Annotated in this window: 14 protein-coding genes; 9 read left to right on the forward strand and 5 right to left on the reverse strand. The window is 37.7% G+C overall.

Annotation, left to right across the window (positions count from 1 at the left end; genetic code table 11):
• Positions 1 to 4: 4 nt before the first annotated feature.
• Positions 5 to 1,078 carry an N-acetyltransferase DgcN family protein gene (locus tag BW936_RS07015; protein ID WP_076547624.1) on the forward strand — a complete coding sequence of 358 codons (1,074 nt, stop codon included), beginning with the start codon at positions 5 to 7 and terminating at the stop codon, positions 1,076 to 1,078.
• Positions 1,075 to 2,142, forward strand: a complete 1,068-nt coding sequence (locus tag BW936_RS07020; RefSeq protein WP_076547625.1) for a mandelate racemase/muconate lactonizing enzyme family protein — start codon at positions 1,075 to 1,077, stop codon at positions 2,140 to 2,142. The genes BW936_RS07015 and BW936_RS07020 overlap by 4 nt, the downstream gene beginning before the upstream one ends.
• Positions 2,143 to 2,152: 10 nt before the next feature.
• On the opposite strand, the gene BW936_RS07025 is transcribed toward BW936_RS07020, so the two are convergent.
• From BW936_RS07025 to BW936_RS07035, 3 genes are all read right to left on the reverse strand, one after another.
• The gene (locus BW936_RS07025; protein WP_076547626.1) at positions 2,153 to 4,780 is read right to left on the reverse strand and encodes an MGH1-like glycoside hydrolase domain-containing protein; all 2,628 of its coding nucleotides are present in this window, start codon (positions 4,778 to 4,780) and stop codon (positions 2,153 to 2,155) included.
• An 87-nt stretch (positions 4,781 to 4,867) separates the two neighbouring features.
• Positions 4,868 to 5,230, reverse strand: a complete 363-nt coding sequence (locus BW936_RS07030; RefSeq protein WP_317042883.1) for an SRPBCC family protein — start codon at positions 5,228 to 5,230, stop codon at positions 4,868 to 4,870.
• Positions 5,231 to 5,356: 126 nt separating this feature from the next.
• Positions 5,357 to 6,040 (reverse strand): cell division ATP-binding protein FtsE, encoded by a 684-nt coding sequence (locus tag BW936_RS07035; protein ID WP_076547628.1) that lies wholly within the window; start codon positions 6,038 to 6,040, stop codon positions 5,357 to 5,359.
• Between the two features lie 154 nt (positions 6,041 to 6,194).
• On the opposite strand from BW936_RS07035, the gene BW936_RS07040 reads away from it, so the two are divergent.
• The 3 genes from BW936_RS07040 (at position 6,195) to BW936_RS07050 (ending at position 12,226) form a co-directional block, all read left to right on the forward strand.
• Entirely contained in the window at positions 6,195 to 9,212 is a 3,018-nt protein-coding gene (locus BW936_RS07040; protein WP_076547629.1) for a tetratricopeptide repeat protein, read from the forward strand.
• Positions 9,213 to 9,242: 30 nt separating this feature from the next.
• Positions 9,243 to 10,997 carry a TonB-dependent receptor gene (locus BW936_RS07045; protein ID WP_076547630.1) on the forward strand — a complete coding sequence of 585 codons (1,755 nt, stop codon included), beginning with the start codon at positions 9,243 to 9,245 and terminating at the stop codon, positions 10,995 to 10,997.
• A 122-nt stretch (positions 10,998 to 11,119) separates the two neighbouring features.
• Entirely contained in the window at positions 11,120 to 12,226 is a 1,107-nt protein-coding gene (locus BW936_RS07050) for an OmpA family protein (RefSeq protein ID WP_084181998.1), read from the forward strand.
• On the opposite strand, the gene BW936_RS07055 is transcribed toward BW936_RS07050, so the two are convergent.
• Entirely contained in the window at positions 12,223 to 13,005 is a 783-nt protein-coding gene (locus BW936_RS07055; RefSeq protein WP_076547632.1) for an NIPSNAP family protein, read from the reverse strand. The two genes, BW936_RS07050 and BW936_RS07055, sit on opposite strands and share 4 nt — an antisense overlap.
• Positions 13,006 to 13,089: 84 nt before the next feature.
• On the opposite strand from BW936_RS07055, the gene BW936_RS07060 reads away from it, so the two are divergent.
• The 4 genes from BW936_RS07060 (at position 13,090) to BW936_RS07075 (ending at position 18,882) form a co-directional block, all read left to right on the forward strand.
• Entirely contained in the window at positions 13,090 to 14,391 is a 1,302-nt protein-coding gene (locus tag BW936_RS07060; protein ID WP_076547633.1) for an MFS transporter, read from the forward strand.
• Between the two features lie 79 nt (positions 14,392 to 14,470).
• Complete coding sequence (locus BW936_RS07065) at positions 14,471 to 15,232, forward strand: NYN domain-containing protein (RefSeq protein ID WP_076547634.1); 762 nt, start codon at positions 14,471 to 14,473, stop codon at positions 15,230 to 15,232.
• Positions 15,233 to 15,308: 76 nt separating this feature from the next.
• Entirely contained in the window at positions 15,309 to 17,126 is a 1,818-nt protein-coding gene (locus tag BW936_RS07070; protein ID WP_076547635.1) for a DUF885 domain-containing protein, read from the forward strand.
• A gap of 130 nt (positions 17,127 to 17,256) precedes the next feature.
• A complete protein-coding gene (locus tag BW936_RS07075; RefSeq protein WP_394333574.1) occupies positions 17,257 to 18,882 on the forward strand; it encodes an amidohydrolase in 1,626 nt (541 codons plus the stop codon).
• Between the two features lie 61 nt (positions 18,883 to 18,943).
• Here BW936_RS07075 and BW936_RS07080 read toward each other — a convergent pair whose 3' ends face one another.
• Positions 18,944 to 19,483: a DUF2911 domain-containing protein gene (locus BW936_RS07080; RefSeq protein WP_076547637.1), complete on the reverse strand. Its 540-nt coding sequence runs from the start codon at positions 19,481 to 19,483 to the stop codon at positions 18,944 to 18,946.
• Positions 19,484 to 19,658 lie beyond the last annotated feature (175 nt).

The raw sequence follows: 19,658 nt of genomic DNA on the forward strand, positions 1-19,658 counted from the left end.
AAAAATGAAAACAGTTATTGATGGTAAGGCGTTGGTGTATTGTGAGGGTGCATTTAACACACCCAACGGTAAAACGGCACATGGGCTCGTTCGCTTTACCGAGCGTTATAAAGTGGTTGGTGTTCTAGATGCTACATATGCAGGTAAAGATGCCGGCGATGTTTTAGATGGTAAACCGAACGAAATTCCGGTTTTTAAAGATTTAGAAGCTGCCATTGTTGCTCTTACAGCTAGCGATAATTTGCCAAGTTATTTGGTGATCGGGCTTGCCCCTGACGGTGGTAGATTGCCACAAGTTGCAAAAGCTACTATAAAAGCTGCGTTGCAACAAGGCTGGAACGTGGATAGTGGCTTACATGATTTCTTGACCAATGACCCTGAACTTATGGCTTTGGCAAAAGAGAAAAATGTAACCATAAGGGATATTAGAAAAACACCTAACCGTGATCAATTACACTTTTTTACGGGAGATATAGAGAAAGTAGATTGTTTAAAATTAGCGGTTCTAGGAACGGATTCCGCTTTGGGAAAACGTACTACGGCTTGGATATTGGTACATGCCTTCAGAAATGCCGGTAAAAATGCGGAAATGATCGGTACGGGCCAAACAGGTTGGATGCAGGGAGCAAAATATAGTATGGTGATGGATAGCTGTATTAATGATTTCGTCTCTGGTGAAATTGAACATGCCGTTGTCAGTGCCTACAAAAATGAAAATCCTGATGTTATTGTGATTGAAGGGCAGGGGAGTTTAATGAACCCTGCATATCCTGGCGGATTTGAAATATTAGCGGCGGGCAGACCTGATTATGTGATTCTACAACACGCTCCAAAACGTATGGAGTATGACGGATTTCCAGGCTACAAAATGCATTCTTTGGCAGAGCAGATAAATGCTATTCAAGTAATTTCCGGTAAAGAAGTAATTGCAATAACGGTAAATCATGAGGGAATGGAGAAAAGTGAAATTCTTGATGTTTGTAAAGCAATTACCTTAGAAACCAAATTACCCGCTTTTGATGTGCTAGAATATGGGGCAGATGATTTAGTTGCACTTTTAATGTCGAAATTGAAATGAAAATAACGAATATTTCTTTTGAGCGTTTGGATCTTAAACTCTCTGAACCTTATACCATTGCTTATGAGACCATTGATCGCACCAGTAATTTTATTTTAAAGGTTGAAACCGATAGTAAAATTGTGGGTTATGGCTGTGCAGCACCAGATCCTGTAGTTACAAACGAGTGGCCCAATGATGTTGCAGATGCTATTAAAAATACAATTGTACCTTATTTAATAGGTAAAGATCCGTTTACGTATGCGCTGCTTTTGCTAGAGTTAAAACAATTGTTAGGTAAACGTTCATCGGCTTTGGCAATGGTAGATTTGGCGTTGTTCGATATCATGTCAAAGAAAGCTGAGGTGCCTTTGTATAAATTTTTGGGCGGATATCGCAATCACATGGCTACCAGTATTACTATTGGTATTATGGGGGTTGATGAGACTTTGTTGAAAGCGACTGAATTTGTGAATCAAGGCTTCTCTATTTTAAAAATTAAAGGGGGTGCCAATTTGGAAGAAGATATCGCCAAAATGCGAAAGATTCATGAAAAGTATCCGAATATCGAATTACGGTTCGATGGTAATCAAGGGTATTCGGTAAAAGAATCTGTTGCTTTCGTTAAAGCTACTGCGGCAATTGGTGTAGAAATTTTTGAACAACCTACAAAAGTTGAGGCAGAAGAACGATTGGGCGAAGTTATGAATCAGGTAGATGTTCCTGTAATGGCAGACGAGAGTTTAAAGACATTGACCGATGCTTTTCGTTTGGCACAGAATGAACGTGTAGATATGGTGAATATCAAGCTACAAAAAGTAGGTGGTATTTGGGTTGGTATGCATATTAATTCCGTTGCAAAAGCTGCAAATTTAGACGCTATGGTGGGTTGTATCGATGAATGCGGATTGGGTATTGCAGCGGGACTCCATTTTGCCTTGTCAAGACCAAACATAAAATATGCCGATTTAGACGGACATTTAGATATCATTGACGACCCCTACCATTCTATTTTTAGATTGGAAAAGGGAATCTTATATCCGACCGAAAAACACGGATTGGGCTTCTCAGAGTCGGATATGTAAATTACTCTCTTTAATCTTCTAATTGCTCAATAAGGTTGGCTACCAATGCTGTCCAACCGGTTTGGTGCGATGCTCCTAAACCACGACCGTTTTCTCCATGAAAATATTCGTAGAATAATACCAAGTCCTTAAAATTAGGGTCTTGGTAATATTTTTCGTAGTTCTTATTGATGGCTCTATTGCCTTTTTCATCTTTCTCGAACATGTGAATTAGGCGTTTACTCAACTCGTCGCTCACTTGTTTTAGATTAAGTAGTTTTGAGCTTCCCGTTGGGTATTCAAAAAGAAAATCATTACCATCGTACCATTGGTATTCTCGTAGTGCCTGTATGAATAAATAGTTCATAGGCATCCAAATAGGTCCACGCCAGTTAGAATTACCACCAAATAAAGAAACGGTAGATTCTGCAGGTTCATAATCAATGGAATAATCAATACCGTCAATATGAATCTGATATGCTTTTTCATGCACTTTTGATAAGGATCGAATACCATAATCACTCAGAAATTCGTCCTCGTCTAAAAGAGCAGTAACCAATTTTTGCATGCGGTCTTTTGGCACCAAAGACAATAATAGATCGCCATCTGCTTCAAATTGTTGGATCACCTCGTATTTCAAATTATCTCTACGGTATTTTTTAAACCAAAGAACACTGGCCTTGAATTTTGGAAACTTATGTAGTACACTTTTCTTAATGGTCAATACGGCTGCCAATGATAACATACCGGCAATGGATCGTACTTTAATAGTAGTAGATTCGCCATTAGGTAATGTCAAGCGATCATAGAAAAAGCCTTCGACATCGTCCCAAGTGTTGGCTTTATCGGTATCCATTTTGTTCAGTGCTTCTGCTATGAATATAAAATGACCGAAATACTTCGTTGCCATATCTTCATAAGAATCGTCATGTTCGGCGATACGTAAACTTATTTCTAGCATATTAAGGCTGTACATCGCCATCCAAGCGGTACCATCAACTTGGTCTAAAGAACCACCACCTGGTACACCATGACTACGGTCAAAAACTCCGATATTATCCAAGCCTAAGAATCCGCCTTGAAAAACATTGTTGTCATTTCTGTCCAAACGGTTCACCCACCAGTTGAAATTCAAATTCAATTTATTGAACATTCGTTTTAAGAACTTAATATCTGGTAGGCCGGTTATCTTTTTGTCCGTTCCATAAATTTGCAAAGTTGCCCATGCCTGAACTGGCGGATTCACATCACTAAAATTCCATTCGTAGGCAGGTATTTGTCCGTTAGGCGCCATGTACCATTCTTTGGTAAAAAGCAAAAGTTGGTCTTTGGCAAATTCGGGATCAATAGAGGCGAAAGATGCACAATGAAAAGCAGAATCCCAAGCGGCATACCAAGGATATTCCCATGCATCTGGCATGGATAAAATATCGTGATTGCGCAATGTTTTCCATTGGCTATTGCGCCCATTTAATCTTTCTTTTGGTGGGGGAGAAGTTTTGTAATCTCCTTCTAACCATTTTTCAACTTCATAATTGTAGTATTGCTTCGTCCAAAGTAAACCTGCAAAGGCTTGTTTTAAAATAGCCTTTCTGTCATCGGTAGCTTTTGGGGCTATTTCGTTATAAAACTGGGCACATTCTTCTTGTCGCGCTTTAAAAATGGCATCAAAATCGGAGAAAGGGGTCTCAAGGGTTTCTTCGGTCAAACGAAGTTGGAAAGTTTTAGATTCGCCACCACCAATAATTTCTTGGTATAGCGGCGCAAATTTGGTACCCGAATTATTCTTCGTCGCCAACTCAAAATCATTGTTACAAATCGCATTATTGAACAGATCTTTTTTAAACGGATGGTCATTCTTTTCCTGATATACCGTTTCTCTATTGGTTTCGTTTTCGGTAAAGAATAAGTGTGCCGTTTTTTGAAAATAGAGATTATAATTGCCCACATAAGGGTGATCAATATGTACGAACGGATTGTCCTTGGTTCCTTTTTGAGTGATGACCGGTTTTTTAGAAATCTTTTTAAAAGACCAATTATTACGCATCACCATTTGTGGTAACAAAGTAATAGGTGCCGCTTGGCTGTTCCTATTGGTGATGGTGATTTTTATAAGAATATCGGTCTCATTTCCTTTTGCATATTCGGTACTGACATCAAAATAGGTGTTGTCATCAAAAATACCGGTATCTAATAACTCGTATTCCAACTCTTTCCGATTCCGTTTTTGATTCTCGGCTATGAGTTCATTGTACGGATATGGTTTCTGAGAATATTTGTACAAGTACTTCATGTACGAGTGCGACGGTGTGTTTTCTAAATAGTAATACAGCTCTTTTACATCTTCACCATGATTACCTTGCGGACCTGTTAAGCCAAAAAGCCGCTCCTTAATTATAGGGTCTTTACTGTTCCATAAACCAATGCTGAAACACATATTGCAATAACGATCACTGATACCTGCTAGACCATCTTCTCCCCAACGAAAAGCGCGACTTCTAGCATGGTCATGCGGAAAATAGTTCCAAGCATCGCCACCGGCACTATAATCTTCACGTACCGTTCCCCATTGACGTTCACTTAAATATGGACCCCATTTTAGCCAATCTTTTTCTTCTTTTTGTTGTTGGGCTAAACGGATTTTTTCAGGGTTTTTCATGGAATGTTTTTTATAGCTGTGTGCAAATTACCTTACGTTTTGTACTTATTTTTTAATTAAAAAAAAGCGTTAGTAGTTACGGAAACATCAGTTTTGTAGTATTTGTTTCCACTTGTCAGATTCAGCAAATTCTTTAATAGTAAAGTTTCGTTTTGCTAATAAATCTGTCATATACTTCTTTAAGAATAAGCTATCCGCAATTTTTCCTAAAAAGCCTAATGGAAATTGGTAATCAAAATAGTCTGTCATCAACGTGCCATTTGGTTGATTTTCAAAATGATGTTCATGTTTAAAACTTTTAAAAGCACCTTTTATCATTTCGTCAGAAAAGTAATTAGGGTGTTCAAATTCTGTAATTTTAGTTGTGAGATTTTGATTAATACCAAAATGTCTAGCTCGCCAAGTAACCCATTCGTTTAATCCAATGAGTCCGTTTGTAACACCAGCTATAGCTTTTTCATCGGTTTATTCTGTAGAAATTTTATGAAGGTCGATACTTCGTGATAAGTCAAATACTACTTCCTTTTTTGCATTTATTTCCGTTTTAAGTACAATCCTTGGCATGAGTAATTATATTTAAACCGCCCTCTGCACCACCTCAAACACCTTATTGGCATCGCACTTAATGGTTTTTGATGGGAATTTTAAAATCAACGCATAATCGTGTGTGGCCATCAAAATGGTTCTACCAGATTTGTTGATTTCCTGTAAAACCTTCATGACTTCTACGCTGGTTTGTGGATCAAGGTTTCCGGTAGGCTCATCGGCAATAATTAGTTCTGGGTCATTTAATAATGCTCTTGCAATGGCAATACGTTGTTGTTCTCCGCCAGAAAGTTCGTGAGGAAATTTAAAACCTTTGGTTTTCATGCCTACTTTTTCAAGAACATTAGAAACTTGAGCATTCATTTTTGCCTTATCCGTCCAACCAGTTGCCTTTAAAACAAAGAACATATTCTGGTTGATGTTACGGTCTGGCAGTAGTTTAAAATCTTGGAAAACAATACCCAATTTTCTGCGTAAAAACGGAATGTCTTTTTCCTTTAAGGTTTTTAAATCGAATTCAACCACATGACCTTCACCTTTTTGCAATGGTAAATCGCCATATAGTGTTTTCATAAAGCTACTTTTACCGCTACCGGTCTTACCAATGAGGTATACAAATTCCCCTTTGGCAATTTGTAAACTCACTTCGCTCAATACCAGGCTCTCTTTTTGAAAAATAGCCGCATCCTTAAGTTCTAAAACAATCTCTTCCATAACGCAAATGTTGTTATAAAAGTAATAAGTTCCTTTTGATATTTGTGAACCCTTTTCAAAATCTTTTCTTTTGTGTGGGTATTATACATACTTAGGTACAATTTTTGCCGTTATCACATGTGATAACGGTAATTCTAAATAGTAACAGAACACTATGCTTAAAAAATTCACCGCTTTTATTCCTATGGTATTCGGTTTGGTCGCTTTGACCAATGCCCAAGAGACGAAAATCTATACCCACGAACAGAAAGCATTTCAAGACGCCCTAGCGCTTTACAACAACGAACAATACCGAGCGGCACAGACCATTTTTGAAAAGGTCAAAGTGTCTGCCAAAGACGAGGAAACCGCTGCAAATAGTGCTTACTATGCTGCCAATGCGGCAGTACGCCTAAACCAGACGGGTGCAGACCGATTGATGGAAGATTTTGTGGAAAAATATCCTACTTCTACCAAACGTAATTCTGCCTTTGCAGATGTGGCAGAGTATTATTTTCAGACCGGGAAATATCCGTACGCTTTAAAATGGTACAATAAGGTAGATCAGCGTTCCCTTTCTCGTGACGAGATGGATAAGTTCAACTTCAATTATGGCTACTCTTTATTCTCATCACGCAAAACGAAAGAGGCTGAAAAATACTTGGAAAAAGTTGCCAATTCACCGGTGTACGGTTCTCAGGCAAAATATTATTTAGGCTATATTTCATATCAACAAGATGATTATGAAACGGCTAATCAGCGTTTTGATCAAATTACGGATCAAGATGTTTTGGAAGAGAAGCTAAGCTATTATCAGGCAGATATGAATTTTAAGCTTGGTAAATTCCAAGAAGCAATTGCCCTGGCAAAAAAACAACTGCCAAAATCTGACCGTCGTGAAGTATCGGAACTGAATAAGATAATCGGCGAGAGCTATTTCAATCTAAAACAATACGAAAATGCAATTCCGTATTTAACGGAATACAAGGGTAAAGGTGGTAAATGGAGCAATACCGATTATTACTATTTAGGGTATGCCTATTACAAGGGCGGCGATTATGCCAATGCCATTGCGCAGTTCAATAAAATTATTGGTGGTACCAATAGCGTGGCACAAAATGCATACTACCATTTGGCAGAATGTTATTTGAAGTTGGATAAAAAGCAGGAGGCTTTAAATGCCTTTCGTAATGCCTCGCAAATGGATTACAGTGCCAAAATTCAAAAAGATGCATTCCTAAATTATGCGCGTTTAAGTTATGAAGTGGGTAATGCCTATGAGCCGGTTCCGCAGGTAATTACCAATTACTTAAAGACCTATCCTAAAGATGAGCACCAAGAAGAGATGCAGACGTTGTTGGTAGATTCATACATCACTTCAAAAAACTTTGAAGGTGCCATGAAGTTACTGGAAGAGAATAAAAATTACGCCAGTAAATCCGTATATCAAAAAGTAGCCTATTATAGAGGTATCGAACTTTTTATGGAGGGCGATTATAATGCAGCTTCAGAGAATTTCGCGAAATCGTTAAGTAGTGCCGAGGATATGCTTTTTAAAGCTCGTGCAGATTATTGGAAAGCAGAATCCGATTATCTATCCAATCGTTTTGATGATGCCGTTGCAGGGTATACGGCGTTCAAGAATAATTCATCCGCAAAAAATACAGAAATGTATGCTGATGTGGATTATAACCTGGCATATGGTTACTTTAAACAAAAAAAATATACAGATGCCATTACCTACTTCAATGCATTCACAGCTAACGGAAATACAGCGGTTGAAAAGTTACATGATGGTTATTTGAGATTAGGCGATAGCTACTATGCAACTAGTAAATATTGGCCGGCAATAGAAACCTATAATAAAGCATTAGCTTTAACTGGACCAGAAAAGGATTACGCCTTTTACCAAAAAGCCATGAGTTATGGTTATGTGGATAGAAGTGCAAGCAAAATTGAAAACCTAGAGGAATTTGTAAGCCAATACCCAAGATCAAGTTTTAAAGATGATGCCTTATTTGAATTAGGGAATACGTATGTTTCTCAAGGTCAAGAAAGCAAAGGTCTAGAAGCTTATGATCGTTTGATCAGTGAGTATAGAGGTAGTTCTTTGGTACCGCAAGCTTTAATGAGACAGGGTCTGGTAAATTATAATGCCGCAAGAAACGAAGCTGCTTTGGTGAAGTTTAAAACCGTAGTTCGCGATTTTCCAAAAACGCAAGAAGCCATACAAGCGGTTGCTACGGCAAAATTAGTTTATGTAGATATGGGGCAGGTAAACGAATATGCCGAGTGGGTACGTACGCTCGATTTTGTTGAGGTAACCGATTCAGAATTGGATAATGCCACTTTTGATGCCGCACAAAAGCAGAATTTAGAAGGTAATGTAGATGCCGCTATCAAAGGATACAAAAATTATGTGCAGCAATTCCCAACAGGCTTACATGCCGTAGATGCCAACTTTAGCTTAGCACAATTGTACTTTGGAAAAGGGGATAAGGAAGCTGCTTTACCTTATTACAAGTATGTAGCCGATAGAAGCACGAGCGAATATGCAGAACAGGCATTAACACGTGTTTGTGAGGTGTATATTTCTAAGGATGACTACCAAATTGCCTTGCCATATTTATTGAAATTAGAAAATCAGGCAAATATTCAGCAGAACAGGACTTTTGCACGTTCTAATTTGATGAAAGGGTATTACAAGCAAAAGAACTACCCCAAGACCTTGGAATATGCAGACAAAGTATTGTCTACTTCAAATATTGACAATAGAATTAAGAGTGATGCGCATATTATGATCGCAAGATCGGCTATTGCTACCAATGACGAAGCAAAAGCAAAATCTGCCTATGCTGAAGTATTGAAAATTGCATCTGGGGCAACAGCGGCAGAAGCTTTGTATTACAATGCTTATTTTGAGAATAAAGACGGATTGTATGAGAACTCTAATATTGCGGTTCAGAAATTAGCGAAAGACTATGCTGCATATAAAGAATGGGGCGGTAAAGGTTTGGTGCTTATGGCTAAAAACTACTATGCTTTAAATGATGCCTACCAGGCAACCTATATTTTGGAAAGCGTAATAACAAACTTTACGCAATACCCTGAAATTGTTGCCGAGGCAAGAGCAGAGCTGGCCATTATAAAATCTAAAGAGGCGAAAAGTAACTCATCGGTAGATCCTAATTAAAAAATCACGTACACCAGAAAAAGAACACTTATGTACAACAAACATATATTTACGCTTATATTTTTAACGTTTGGCTTTCAAATTGTTTCTGCTCAAGAAGAAGAGGAGAAAGACTTGGGTACGGAAACCGTAACAGTAACCAAGGCCTATACGCCAACCGTTTCAGATGCTTTCAAAATTAAATCGGTTCCCAATATGAACGATTCTATTGAACTGCAGAAAAAACCAATTAACTATAGCATTTTTTCTGTACCCGTAGCATCAACCTTTACGCCTTCTAAAGGAACGGCATCTAAAGTAGAGCGCTTACCGCCACCTGTATTGTATAATTCTTATGCTTCTTTGGGTGCGGGGCTATATGGTAATGTATTGGGAGAATTTTACACGAGTAGATCCCTCAATAGAGATGAGAATTTTGATGTTGGGTTTAACCATTTATCCTCTCGGGGGGGTATAGATGGGGTAGAGCTGAACGATACTTTTTATGATACCAGGTTAGATGCTTCTTACGCCAAGCGTGATCGCGATTTAGATTGGGGCGCGGCAATTGGACTTCAACATCAATTATATAATTGGTACGGAATTGAACCAGGAGTATTTAGTGCAACTGTGCTTGATGGTATTGACGAACGTCAAAATTATTATATGGGCGAAGTTAATGGGCACATTAATATGGAAGATTCTTTCTTTAAAAGAGCCGATTTAAAATACCGTAGATTTTTTGATGCCGTAAGTTCAGGGGAAAATAGAGCTATTTTGAATACAGGTTTTGAGTTTCCGCTAAATGAAGAGGTGTTTAATGCTAATGTAAATGTGGATTATGTTGGAGGTACCTTTGAGAATGCCGATTTGAATAGTAGTACCAATGATGCCGGAATTTCTTATGGGAATTTACAAGTTGGCGTTACCCCGTCTTTATCTATGCTACGTGATGATTTTTCATTGAATTTGGGCGTGAATTTGGTATACGGAATGGATTTGGAGAATAGTGAAAGTAACTTTTATATCTATCCTGCCGTAACAGCATCATACAGATTATTGGATGAAACGGTAATTGCTTATGGTGGAGTAACGGGGGAGCTGAAACAAAATTCATACTATGATTTTGTTGAGGGGAATCCGTATGTATCTCCAACATTGAATATTGCGCCAACAGATAGTCAGTACAATGCCTATGTGGGTTTTAAAGGTCAGTTGTTGCCTAATTTGAGTTATAATGTAAAAGGGTCTTATTCCGCTGAGAACAATAGACCGTTGTATACGTTAAACCCTAGAAACGATTTCAGGTCAGATGATAAAGGGTATTATTATGGTAATTCGTTCGGCTTGTTCTATGATGATATAAAGACCTTGGGAATTTTTGGGGAGTTGAATGTAGATGTAAACCGTAATTTTACAGCGGGTGTAAATGTTGAGGTGTATGATTACAATACAGAAACAGGAAACCCAGCATGGAATCTTCCTAACTTAAAAGCATCGTTGTTCATGGATTATCAGATTGGAGAGAAATGGTATGCAGGTGCTAACCTGTTCTATGTGGGCGAGAGAGAAGATTATTCCACTTCGGTGGTATTGGATACTGCGCCAAGCGATTTTCCTGCAACGCTAATTACCTTAGATGGTTATTTTGATGCCAATGCACATGTTGGTTATCGTTATACGGATCAGTGGTCTTTCTTTATTAAAGGAGCAAACCTTTCTAATAACGAGTACCAGCGTTGGTCTAATTTCCAAGTTCAGGGAATTCAGATTTTGGGAGGAGCAACCTATAAGTTCGACTTCTAGAATTTTTAAACACATTTTAAAGAATACAAAAGCCCCACTCATTTTTGAGTGGGGCTTTTGTGTTTAATTCAATTCCTCCATTTTATAGGATTTCAGTATTTTAGAGATTCTGTACAAAGTCCATGTTTACTAAAATACTTCATTTTGGAACTATAACTACGCTGATGATTTGTGTGTGTTTTTATGGATTTGGACAAAATTTAGTGCTGAATCCAAGCTTTGAAAATTATAGGCAGTGTCCCGTTACTTTAGGCAATCTAGACAAAGATGTGATAGACTGGAATATGCCCACGTTGGGATCAACAGATTATTTCAATGGATGTAGCACGGTTATGGGGACTCCTGAAAATTTTAATGGAAAGCAATCCGCTAATTTCGGCGTAGGTTATGTGGGGTTTTACATGTATGCACCAAATGATTATCGTGAGTATATTCAGGGAGAATTAAGTACAACTTTACAGAAAGGAGAACACTACGTGGTTTCTTTTTATGTGAGTTTGGCTGAGCGGTCAGATTTTGCGATGAAGGAATTTGGCATCCGGTTTACGGAGTATCCTGTTGAGGTAAAGACAAGCAAAGTATTATCTGGATTGCACTTTTCTAAATTACTGGGCAATACATCTGCAGTACTAGAAATATCCTATTCCAACTATTATTCCGATGAGATAAAATGGGTAAAGCTGACAACGGAGTTTGAAGCCACAGGCACAGAAAATTATATGATTATCGGCAACTTTAAAAACAATAAACGCACACAGAAGTATCAGACCAAAAGAAAAATTACCAAAGGTTCATACTACTATCTAGATATGGTTTCCGTACGTATTGTGAAATCTAAACTTCAAAATACTGCTGTCATACAAAAAAAGGAATATGCCTTAGATAGCATTCATGTTTTTAAAAATGTCTACTTCAATACTAATAAGGCTGATATTAGAGGAAATCATCAGCAAGAAATGGAATTATTACTATCATATTTAACCATAAATCCGGCTATTGAAATCCAAATATTAGGGCATACAGATGATGTCGGTTCTAACCCTTTTAATCAAAAATTGTCTGAAAGACGAGCAAAAGAAGTGGTGAGGTATTTGACGAAAAATGGCATTCAAAAAAATAGAATTTCGTCACAAGGTTTTGGCAGTTCAAAACCTATAGCTACTAATAACACAGAAGCCGGCAGATTTCTCAACCGGCGTGTAGAGTTTGTGTTGAGCAAACCAGACTAGTAATCTGAATACTCCGTTGGGTATAATAGGTAAATATCTGCATGGCTTACCGTGTTTTGATATTTATCCATCACAGAAATTTTCTTCCATGTATCAGATGTTCCAAAATCTTTCCAAAGAGCATTCCTTTTTTTCATGTTCGTAAATGTGGTCATGTACATAAGGTTGGGCATTTTATCACCGGATATTACATCGGCATAGAAAACGGCATTAAATCCTAGGTTTTCAAAAAGCTCCACTTCACCCCCTTCGTTGAACATATCTACTTTTCTGCGGTACATGGCTTCCGTTGGTCCTTCGTAGCTTCTTAATTCATAAACCCTATCTGCTCGTTCACCTTTAACTTTACTAGGTTTCATATTTGGCATATCTGTGAAGGCACGTAGCAATACTGAACTAATTCTTTCATATGGTTTTTTGTCATGTGTGGCATGTATATAATCTGCCCCAGCGGAAAGGTGCGTTTTATCTACCGCTAACATGGCTTCTAGGTTCTCAAAGGTCGCAAGAGTTTGAAAGGGTATTAATACATAAATTTTATCACTGATTTTAAATTTATCTGGTCTAACCTTAAAAACGCCAATGTTTTCAATACCCATTCTTTTTAATGCAGGTAAATAGGCATTTTTTAAATAATCATCTACCATGTTCTCCTGAGTATTATTTTTTATGGTATACGTTTTTAGTTCATAGTATTCTTTTTCTTGCGCAAGGCAAGAGAAAGAAGAGATTACCATGCTGAACATTAGGAGCATGGGCAAAGAGAATCTTTTCTTCATAAATTCTGAATTTGTTTTTAGATTAACAAGTTAATGATAAAATGAGTGAGGGCTATACTGTACTTTTGTACCAGCACAATTTCTATGGCCAGTATTTTTCAAAAACCGCTTATTGACCCTGCTAAGAGTCCTATTTTCTATGGCTACGTAATTTTGGTTATAGGAACCATTGGTATCTATTGCAGTATTCCGGGTCAGACCATTGGGGTATCTGTTTTTACGGACCCGGTGAAAGATGCTTTGGGGTTGTCTCGGAATCAATTTAGTAATGCCTATATGATCGGTACTATTGTAAGTTCTTTGGTCATAGGTAGGGCAGGTGTTTGGTTTGATACGTATGGAGCGCGTTATGTGGCTTTCTTTGCTGCTATCTCTTTAGGGGTAACCTTGTTTTTGTGTTCATGGTCTGCAATTATGAGTGCGTATATAAAAGAACTTTTGTCCGTAGATACATGGATGATACCTTTTGCATTAATGACGGTTTTATTCTTTATGCTGCGTTTTGCAGGACAGGGTGTTTTGACCATGGCATCTAGAAATGTCATCATGATTTGGTTTGATAAAAATAGAGGTAAAGTCAACTCTTTTAGTAGTGTAGCGCTTTCTTTTGGGTTCTCTTCTTCTCCACTTTGGGTAAATGCCCTTATTGAAGGGTATGGCTGGGAAAATACTTGGCAGATTTTAGCAATAGGATTACTGATCTTTAGTGTGTTTATTTATACCTTTTATAAAATTTCACCAGAAAAGCACGGCTTGTTACCAGATGGCGCTTCGTCATTATCTTCTGAAGAGGAAGAGAAAGTATTGCCTAAGCAATTCACTCTAGATGAAGCAAAGAAAGAGAGAGCGTTTTGGATGTACGGATTAACACTTGCCTTCAACAGCTTCTTTATTACGGGGCTGACATTTCATGTTGTTTCAATTTTTACGCATGAAGGTTTTGTAAAAGAAGATGCCATAGCTATCTTTTTACCTGGATCTGTTGTTGCTGTTACGGTTTCTACCATTTTCAACTTTCTGAGTGATTACCTTCCTTTAAAATTGTATTTGTATTTAATGTTGCTGGGCGGATTTTTGGCATCCTTAGGTTTTTTATTTCTATCCACGGCTGCCGGAGTACCTATGTTAATTGCGGGGTTTGGAATTCTGGGCGGTTTCTTTGCCGTACTAAATGCAGTTGCCTGGCCCCGATTTTTTGGCAGGGCACATTTAGGAAGCATTACAGGAAAAATTATGAGCTTTTTAATTTTAGGGAGTGCCTTGGCGCCAAGTATTTTCAGTCTTTGTCTCTCTACTTTTGGGTCTTACCAAATGGTGGGCTATTTGGGTCTGGCATTTTTGGTGTTTCTGGCAGTCGGTTCTATAAAGGCGAATAATCCGCAGTAAAAAATTCATTTTTAACTTTATTGCTTAACATCTTGCTGTTCAAATAGAAATCAATCTATCTTTGCACAAAACACTACAAATGGACTTAAATTTAGCAGTATTAATAGATGGCGATAACATTCCGTCTGCCTATGTAAAGGAAATGATGGAGGAGATTGCTAAATATGGTAACCCTACCATTAAGCGTATTTATGGCGATTGGACCAACCCAAGATTAGGGAAATGGAAAAATGTATTGCTTGAAAATGCTATTACGCCTATTCAACAATACGGCTATACCCAAGGGAAAAACGCAACCGACTCTGCCATGATTATCGATGCTATGGATGTACTTTATTCTGGTAAGGTAAACGGATTCTGTATTGTTAGTAGTGATAGTGATTTTACGCGTTTAGCGACACGACTTAGAGAAGCAGGTATGCAAGTCTTTGGTATTGGGGAGCGCAAAACCCCAAATCCGTTCATTGTTGCCTGTGATAAATTTATTTACATAGAAATTCTTAAAAGTAGAAGTGAGGAGGAAACTGAAGATACCACCAGTAAAACTCCCGCAGAAAAGAATACTGTTGATAAAATAACTCCAAAGGCATTACGCTTTATAGCTACGACAATTGATGATGTTGCCGATGATGATGGCTGGGCGTTTTTGGGTGATGTTGGTAGTTTATTGCAGAAGAAGCAGCCAAATTTTGATTCTCGTAACTACGGATTTCAAAAGTTGACGCCGTTGATCAATTCCATTCCGCATTTTGAAATTGAACGCAGAGAAGACTCCAAAGGACGAAAAAAGCTCATTTTTGTAAAAATTAAGGAAAAGAATACTTCAAAATCAAAAAAGTAAACCCGCTTCATTTTCATTAAAATTGCTTTAGACCAGTCATATTTGTTTTGTATTTTTCAATATAAATTCTAATCCTATGATTCGTACGCTTTGGTTTTTGATATGCATTCTTGTATTTAATTCGTGTAAAGAATCTTCTAAACGGGAGGTAGCTGTTGATAAAAAGCCAATAGAAGCGATTTTTACCGAATTCTATGAATTCAAGAAAAGTATAAATCCGATAGAAGCAACAAAGGCTGGGTATTCCAAGTATAACGATACTATTGCTAATTATATTTCTGATGATTACATTTTACATTTAAAGGATCGCTATACCTATTTCTTACAAGAATTAGGTAAATACGATGCTACACAAGTAAGTGCTGAGGACTACATGAGTATGCGTGTTATGGAGTGGGACTGTGCCGTGAAATTAGAAGGGGTAATGAACCCTATGGTTACGGTAGCATCACCCATTTATGATCTACCCAGTTTTGAGTTGATGCCACTTTTTCAAATTCAATCCTTGCACTTGTATGTGGCACAATTGGCTGGTGGAACCAGTGTACAACCTTTTAATAGTATTAAAGATTATACCAATTGGCTGAGTAGATTAGAGGATTACCTTGCATTTCTGGATACGTCAATAGAAAATATGAAAATTGGTATGGATAAAGGTGTTGTCCTACCAAAAGTACTTACATTGAAAATGCTACCTCAAGTTCGGGCTTTTGTAGATGTTCCATTAGAAGAAAACCTGTTCTTTCAACCTATTATGAATTTCCCGGATGGTTTATCTGATGCGGACATGGATATCCTAAAAAGCGATTATGAAGATTTTATTCAAAAAAAACTGACTCCTAAATATGTTGAGTTAAATCAGTTTTTAACCCATGAATATGTACCGGCTTGCAGAGATACTGACGGATTATTGAACTTGCCCAATGGAAAGGATACGTATCAGTATTTAATCAAATTGCATACGACTACAAACATGACCGCAGATGAAATTCATGAGTTGGGATTGTCTGAAGTGGCTCGTATTTCTAAAGAGATGGAAACGGTTAAGAATGAAATAGGATTTAAAGGTGATTTAAAATCCTTCTTCAGTTCACTTCGTAATAAAAAGGAATTGATGCCTTTTTCCAAACCAGAAGAGGTAATCGAAAATTTTAATGCTATAAATGATCGTATTGCGTTGCGTATAGATTCGTTATTTGCCTTGACCCCAAAAGCCGGCTTCAATGTACGTAGAACCGAAGCTTTTAGAGAAGCATCTGCAAGTGCGGAATATGTACCAGGATCAAAAGATGGATCAAGAGCCGGAATTTTTTATATACCCATAACTAATGTTAAATCGTACAATAGGGTGCATGATGAAGCTTTATTTTTGCATGAAGCCATACCCGGGCACCATTTTCAATTGAGCTTGCAGCAAGAGAATAATGACCTGCCAGAATTTTTACATCCCGAAAGTATGGGTGTTTTTGTTGAAGGTTGGGCGTTGTATGCAGAATCTTTAGGTAAAGAATTGGGTGTTTATACAGACCCTTATCAGTATTTTGGCATGTTGAGCATGGAGATGCACCGCGCAATTAGGCTTGTGGTAGATACAGGTATTCATGCAAAAGGATGGTCACGGGAAAAAGCCATTCAATATTCATTGGATAATGAGGCAGAATCAGAAGAAAGTATCATTGCTGAAATTGAAAGATATATGGCTACCCCGGGGCAGGCACTATCCTATAAAATAGGTCAGCTTAAAATCAGGGAACTAAGAACTAAAGCAGAAAATGCCTTAGGTGAGCAGTTTAATATTAGAGCATTTCATAGTCAAATATTGGATTCTGGTAGTTTACCTTTAGTATTGTTAGAAGAAAAAATAAATAGGTGGATTGTGGGTCCGTCTAAATAGTTCCGGGAATTTGCTAACTGCTTGGGAAATAAAGATTTAAAACTTTCCAGAAAAATACTTAGTTTTCAATATTATTTAATGTGGGTGGTATGACTTTACTGTCCATATTTTGCTAACTAACTATTTTATTGTGAAAAAATTACTTCCTGTATTACTCGTATTATTATCTGGTTGCGAACTCATGAAAGAGAAGGTAGACTTGGTAATCGTGAATGCCAAAGTCTATACCGTAGACGACACATTTTCTAAGGCACAGGCATTTGCCGTACAAGATGGCAGATTTATTGCTGTGGGTACCACAGATGAAATAAGGGATGAGTATACTTCTGATCATTTGATCGATGCCGATGGTAGAGCAATTACCCCTGGTTTAATAGATGCGCATTGTCATTTTTATGGATTGGGACTTACCCAACAATTGGTAGATTTAGTAGGAACTAAAAGTTTTGAAGAAGTATTGGAACGCGTTAAATCATTTCATACTGCCAACCCAAAAACATTTCTAAGGGGTAGGGGTTGGGATCAGAATGATTGGGAAATAAAGGAATTCCCGACAAAAACAGAGTTGGATGTACTTTTTCCTGACATACCTGTGGCATTGGAACGTGTAGATGGCCACGCTTATTTGGTCAACCAAAAAGCTTTGGATATGGCCGGTATTGACTGGAGCACCAAAGTGGAAGGTGGCGAGATTTTGAAGAAATGGGCAAATGGCTATGCCGGTATTACCGGGGTTTTAATAGATAATCCCATGTCACTTATAGATAGTATAATGCCTTTACCTACTTTAGAGGATAGGGTTAAAGCCTTAAAAGATGCAGAACGTATTAGTTTAAATAATGGACTAACCACCGTAAATGATGCAGGATTAGATCGAAATACCATTGAGCTAATAGACAGTTTACAACAGGCAGGTGAATTATCTATTAGGGTCTATGCCATGATTAGTAATAATAAAGAAGAGGTGGATTATTTCATAAACAAAGGACCAATTAAAACAGACCTATTAAACGTGCGATCGGTAAAGGTATATGGTGATGGTGCGTTAGGTTCTAGAGGTGCTGTCATGAAAAAAGCATATAGCGATTTACCTAATCATTTTGGAGCAATGATTACGCCTGTCGCCGATATTGAAGCTTTGGCGGAAAAACTTGCAAACTCAGCATATCAAATGAATACGCATGCCATTGGTGACTCTGCCAATATTGCCGTGCTAAGAGCGTATAAAAAAGTATTGAAAGGTAAAGGTGATAGACGTTGGAAAATTGAACATGCACAAGTATTGACCGAAGATGATTTTGACTATTTTGAAGATGGTATTATCCCCTCTGTACAACCTACTCACGCTACCAGTGATATGTATTGGGCAGAAGAACGTTTGGGAGAAAGGGTAAAAGGAGCCTATGCCTACAAAACGCTATTGGATAAAGCAGGTACTATAGCATTGGGAACAGATTTTCCTGTGGAAGATGTGAGTCCGTTTTTAACCTTCTACGCAGCGGTTGCAAGACAAGATACTAGCGGTTACCCCAAAGGAGGATTTCAAATGGAGGAAGCTTTATCCAGAGAAGAAACATTAAAAGGAATGACCATATGGGCCGCCTATTCAAATTTTGAAGAAGATGAGAAAGGTAGTATAGAACCAGGTAAGTTTGCAGATTTTGTTATCTATGATAAAGATATCATGACCGTCCCTGTAGCTGACATACCAACTATTCGTGCAGAACAGACGTTTATAGGCGGTGTGGTTCGGTAAAAAATGGTTAAAAAAAAGCCTAGGTCAATGACCTAGGCTTTTAAATATATTGGATTTTGTACTACAAAGTAATAGGAACTGCAACTCTCGTTTTGTCCCAGCCCATAACTAAATGAGCACCATCTTTGGTGTCTTTGAAAGCGATAGAAAACTCTTCAAGTGAAGCATTTTCAGAACCGTTAGGTACTGTTATGCGGGCAACATCTGAAGCTTGGTCATAAAAATAAGAACCCCATTGGTTCAATTTTTTGTTTAAGATAACTGTCCACTCATCTGCACCTGGTATAGTGAATAAAGAGTATGTTCCAGCTTTAATAGCTTTACCTCCGAACAAAACATCTTTATAGAATGTAATTTCAGGAGCTTCGTTGGCGCCTGTTCTCCATACTTTTCCCGTAGGGGCTAATTCTTCCATAGAACGACCTTTTAATTGTGGTCTTCCGTAAATGATACGAACAGCTTTTTCAGACACTTTGTAATCTGAAGGGTAAGTAGCCATATCCATAGGGCTTTTGTCTATTCCGGAGAATTCTTGGGCAGTTACGGTTGAAGTTAAAATTAAGGCCAACATTAAGGCGGTTAGTGTAAATACTTTTTTCATAATAATTGTTTTGTTTTTACTAGGTCATAAAACTAAGTAGTTCCTTACATTCCCATTAATAAAAAGAAGTTAATTTTTTTTAATAGTTACATTCCATCAGGTATTAAACTGTAAAATGATAAAAATGGTGTAAAATATAACCAATATTTAATTTTTGAGTTTAAATGTGTAAGCA

This window comes from Maribacter ulvicola, from assembly GCF_900155985.1.
In the GTDB taxonomy this organism is placed as follows: Bacteria; Bacteroidota; Bacteroidia; order Flavobacteriales; family Flavobacteriaceae; genus Maribacter; species Maribacter ulvicola.